The organism is Carboxydothermus pertinax, from assembly GCF_001950255.1.
Lineage (GTDB): Bacteria > Bacillota > Z-2901 > Carboxydothermales > Carboxydothermaceae > Carboxydothermus > Carboxydothermus pertinax.
This window is the reverse complement of record NZ_BDJK01000076.1, coordinates 1-3,949: the sequence shown is the minus strand read 5'-3', so window position 1 is coordinate 3,949 and position 3,949 is coordinate 1. Positions and strand designations below refer to the sequence as shown.

Below are 3,949 nucleotides of genomic sequence, written 5' to 3'. Positions count from 1 at the left end.
TCCAATTGCAATTGAAGAAGGTTTAAGATTTGCTATTCGGGAAGGTGGCAGAACTGTAGGCGCGGGAGTTGTTACCGCGATCGAAGAATAAGCGTTTTGGGGAGGGAAAACCCTCCCTTTTTAATTTAAAGTCAAACTTTTCATTGTATTGACAGGTCTGGGGTATTATGATAGATTATATTAGGTAAAATTGTAAATTGCCCATGATTTTTTTATTTTTAGGAGGATGGTTAAAGTGAGAGTTACAGTAACATTAGAGTGTACCCAATGTAAGCACCGTAATTATACTACCAGTAAAAATAAGAAAAATGACCCAGGTAGACTTGAATTAAAAAAATACTGCCCTACCTGCAATGCTCATACGGTGCATAAAGAAACAAAATAAAAGGAATGGGGTTATTTTATGGGAGCAGCTGGTAAGGAAGTTACCAAAACCGCTGCTGGGAAAGAGCCCCGGAAGGCTTCCAAGTCCGGAGAAGGGGCTTGGGTGAAAACCCAGCAGTATTTTCGGAGCGTTTGGACCGAGGTGAAAAAAGTTCACTGGCCCACCCGGAGTGAAACTACCGTTTATACAGGGGTGGTTTTTTTAACCGTCATTATTGTAGGTTTGTTAATGTGGATTTTTGACTCGATTTTAAGCTTTTTCCTGAACTTGATCCTCAAATAGGTAAAGGCAGGAATCATTCATGGAAAAAAACTGGTATGTTGTCCATACTTACTCGGGACACGAAAATAAAGTAAAAGCTAACCTAGAAAAAAGGATCGAGTCTTTAAATATGGGTAACCATATCTTTCGGATTTTGGTGCCCATGGAAGATGAATTGGAAATCAAGGACGGTAAGAAAAAAGTGTCCAAACGCAAAATCTTCCCCGGGTATGTACTGGTGGAGATGATTTTAACCGATGAGTCGTATAGCGTTGTTCGCCATACTCCAGGGGTAACGGGTTTTGTTGGAGGATCTAAACCTATTCCGCTCACCCCCCAGGAAGTGCGGCAGATTATGAAACAAATGGGCATTGATGAACCTCGAACTAAAATTGACCTGGAAATCGGGCAAACGGTTCGGGTAAATGCCGGGCCTTTTGAAGGGTTTGTGGGTAATATCGAAGAGATTTACCCGGATAAAGGCAAAATTAAAGTTATGGTTTCCATGTTTGGGAGGGAAACTCCGATTGAATTAGATTTTTCCCAGGTAACCAAGATCTAGTTTTTGAATGGAGGTGAAAAAATGGCTAAAAAAGTAGTTGCTGTAGTTAAATTACAAATTCCGGCAGGTAAGGCTACACCTGCTCCCCCGGTTGGTCCGGCGCTTGGTCAACACGGGGTTAACATAATGGCTTTTGTTAAAGAATATAATGAGCGTACTGCTCAGCAAGCCGGTATGATTATTCCGGTGGAGATTACTGTTTACGAAGACCGTTCTTTTACTTTCGTTACAAAAACTCCGCCAGCTTCTGACCTTCTCAAAAGGGCGGTAGGAATTGAATCGGGTTCTGGTCAACCCAATAAGAAAAAGGTTGGTAAAATTACCCGGGCAAAAGTCCGTGAAATTGCCGAGCTAAAACTTAAAGATTTAAATGCCAATGATGTAGAAGCCGCAATGCGGATGATTGAAGGTACTGCCCGGAGTATGGGTATTGAAGTCGTAGATTAGTTTTAACAAAAGTGGGAGGAGAATCTTTCCGCAAATACCACAAGGAGGGAATTGAGATGCCAAAACACGGGAAAAAATACTTAGAAGCGGCGAAAAAAGTAGATAAAACCAGGCTGTATGACCCAGCCGAAGCTTTAGCTTTGGTAAAAGAGCTTTCCTTTGCCAAGTTTGATGAATCAGTGGAAGTAGCAGTAAAACTTGGGGTAGACCCTCGGCATGCCGACCAGCAGGTAAGGGGTGCGGTGGTATTACCCCATGGTACCGGTAAAACCCGGAAAGTCTTGGTTTTTGCCAAAGGTGAAAAGGTCAAAGAAGCGGAAGCGGCTGGAGCTGATTATGTAGGTGCTGAAGAATTTATTGAAAAAATTGCCCAGGGCTGGATTGATTTTGACGTAGTAGTAGCAACTCCTGATATGATGGGGGCTGTTGGTCGCCTTGGTAAAATATTAGGTCCCAAGGGCTTAATGCCAAGCCCCAAAACCGGTACTGTGACCTTTGAAGTAGCTAAAGCGATTGCTGATATCAAAGCTGGTAAAATTGAATACCGGGTAGATAAAGCCGGTATTGTACATGTACCAATAGGCAAAGTGTCGTTCCCGGTAGAAAAACTTACGGAAAACTTCCAAACCTTAATTGACGCCTTAATTAAGGCCAAGCCCGCGGCTGCTAAAGGCCAATACTTAAAAGGTGTAGCCGTTTCCTCTACTATGGGACCTGGCATTAAGATAAATCATTTAAAGCTTATTAAATAGTGTTGCAAATACTTACAAGATATGTTAAAATACGTTTCGTGGCAAATAAATAATTATTTGCTGTAGACCGTTGGTGCCGTAGAGCTTAATGGGAAACCGCCAACCGAGGCAAGCCTTAAGGAAGAACAAACAAAGGCCGCCGTGTGTCTACGGCGGCCTTAATTGCGTCCAAGGAGGTGGAGCGTGTTTTGAAACCAATTATTGAACAAAAAGCAAAAGTTGTTGCGGAAATTGAGGAAATGATTAATAGCTCCCAGGTGGCAATCCTGGTGGATTATCGCGGACTTACCGTTGCCGAAATGACCGAGCTTCGGCGAAAACTTAGAGAAAAAGGTGCTGAAATTAAGGTTGTAAAAAACACCTTAACCAAAAGAGCTATTACCAATTTAGGAATTTCTGGGCTTGATGCTTTTCTAGAAGGTCCTACTGCTTTAACGGTAGCCAAAGAAGACCCAGCTGCGGCAGCAAAAGTGTTATTTGATTTTGCCAAAGCTCATTCCAAACTGGAAATAAAAGCAGGGATTCTGGATAAAGCCGTTCTGGAAAAAGACCAACTTAAAGCTCTAGCGGATCTTCCTTCCAGGGATGTGCTTTTGGCCAAAGTCCTGGGTGGAATGCAAGCTCCCCTTTATGGTTTTGCGGGAGCGCTTGCCGGTGTGCTTAGAAAGTTTGTATATGCCCTGGAAGCTATCCGCAAGCAAAAAGCAGGGGAACAGTAATTATTTTGGGTACAAGCCTTTAGGCTTTACTATAAACTTAGAAAAAATATTTTTGGAGGTGGCATAAATGTCCAAAGTACAAGAAATCTTAGAAGCAGTAAAAAGTTTAACTGTTATTGAGCTTGCCGAGCTCGTAAAAGCTTTTGAAGAAGAATTTGGCGTAAGCGCGGCTGCTCCTGTAGCTGTTGCTGCTGCACCTGCGGCTGCTGCTCCTGCGGCTACAGCTCAAGAAGAAAAGACCGAATTTGACGTTATCCTTGTCAATGCTGGTGCCCAAAAAGTTAACGTTATTAAAGTTGTACGGGAAATCACTGGCCTTGGCCTCAAAGAATCCAAGGACCTGGTCGATGGCGCTCCTAAGCCGGTTAAAGAAAAAGTTAGCAAAGCTGATGCTGAAGCTATCAAAGCTAAGCTTGAAGAAGCTGGCGCGACTGTGGAAATTAAATAGTAATCTTAAAAAGACCCTCGGCTGGTGCCGGGGGTTTTTTGTGCGCAAAATATTTTTGTGGCTTTACTTGGCTTGCTTTCCTTTATTTTTGTGGCAATTGTGCCGCTGGTTGGGATAGGTGGGAGGAATATAGATATTTCCATGGCTATAGTTATTGCTTTTGCTGGCCTTTAAGCAAAATTAAAATAACTCTTCTAGTTAACAGTGCGAAATATTTTATAGAATATTGTATACCTAAAGATCGGGTAATAGGCCATAGTTTCGTTCAAAAGCTTTAAATTTTGGGGCAAATAATCCCAGGGCAAGGAAGAGATATCGAAGAGGTAATTAAGATAAAGGGAAAAATGGTCTAATAAGACTACCGGGAAAGCGCCA

At 42.4% G+C, this 3,949-nt stretch carries 8 protein-coding genes, 1 pseudogene and 1 other annotated feature; of the genes and pseudogenes, 8 read left to right on the top strand and 1 reads right to left on the bottom strand.

Annotation, left to right across the window (positions count from 1 at the left end; genetic code table 11):
* From cpu_RS14170 to rplL, 8 genes are all read left to right on the top strand, one after another.
* Nucleotides 1-91, top strand: a 91-nt coding sequence (locus tag cpu_RS14170) for an EF-Tu C-terminal domain-related protein (RefSeq protein WP_143299322.1), incomplete at its 5' end; no start/stop codon positions are given.
* 144 nt (nucleotides 92-235) lie between these two features.
* Nucleotides 236-385 carry a 50S ribosomal protein L33 gene (gene rpmG, locus cpu_RS13075; RefSeq protein WP_075860416.1) on the top strand — a complete coding sequence of 50 codons (150 nt, stop codon included), beginning with the start codon at nucleotides 236-238 and terminating at the stop codon, nucleotides 383-385.
* A gap of 18 nt (nucleotides 386-403) precedes the next feature.
* Nucleotides 404-667 (top strand): preprotein translocase subunit SecE, encoded by a 264-nt coding sequence (secE, locus tag cpu_RS13070; protein WP_075860415.1) that lies wholly within the window; start codon nucleotides 404-406, stop codon nucleotides 665-667.
* Between the two features lie 19 nt (nucleotides 668-686).
* Nucleotides 687-1,208: a transcription termination/antitermination protein NusG gene (gene nusG, locus cpu_RS13065; RefSeq protein ID WP_075860414.1), complete on the top strand. Its 522-nt coding sequence runs from the start codon at nucleotides 687-689 to the stop codon at nucleotides 1,206-1,208.
* A gap of 21 nt (nucleotides 1,209-1,229) precedes the next feature.
* Nucleotides 1,230-1,655, top strand: a complete 426-nt coding sequence (gene rplK / locus cpu_RS13060; RefSeq protein WP_075860413.1) for a 50S ribosomal protein L11 — start codon at nucleotides 1,230-1,232, stop codon at nucleotides 1,653-1,655.
* 56 nt (nucleotides 1,656-1,711) lie between these two features.
* Complete coding sequence (gene rplA, locus cpu_RS13055; protein WP_075860412.1) at nucleotides 1,712-2,407, top strand: 50S ribosomal protein L1; 696 nt, start codon at nucleotides 1,712-1,714, stop codon at nucleotides 2,405-2,407.
* Between the two features lie 42 nt (nucleotides 2,408-2,449).
* Nucleotides 2,450-2,580: a sequence feature (ribosomal protein L10 leader region), on the top strand.
* 15 nt (nucleotides 2,581-2,595) lie between these two features.
* Nucleotides 2,596-3,126, top strand: a complete 531-nt coding sequence (rplJ, locus tag cpu_RS13050; protein WP_075860411.1) for a 50S ribosomal protein L10 — start codon at nucleotides 2,596-2,598, stop codon at nucleotides 3,124-3,126.
* Nucleotides 3,127-3,193: 67 nt separating this feature from the next.
* The gene (rplL, locus tag cpu_RS13045; protein WP_075860410.1) at nucleotides 3,194-3,574 is read left to right on the top strand and encodes a 50S ribosomal protein L7/L12; all 381 of its coding nucleotides are present in this window, start codon (nucleotides 3,194-3,196) and stop codon (nucleotides 3,572-3,574) included.
* Between the two features lie 194 nt (nucleotides 3,575-3,768).
* Here the strand turns inward: rplL and cpu_RS14080 are convergent.
* Nucleotides 3,769-3,949 (bottom strand): annotated as a pseudogene (locus cpu_RS14080) (hypothetical protein); the annotation flags it as partial.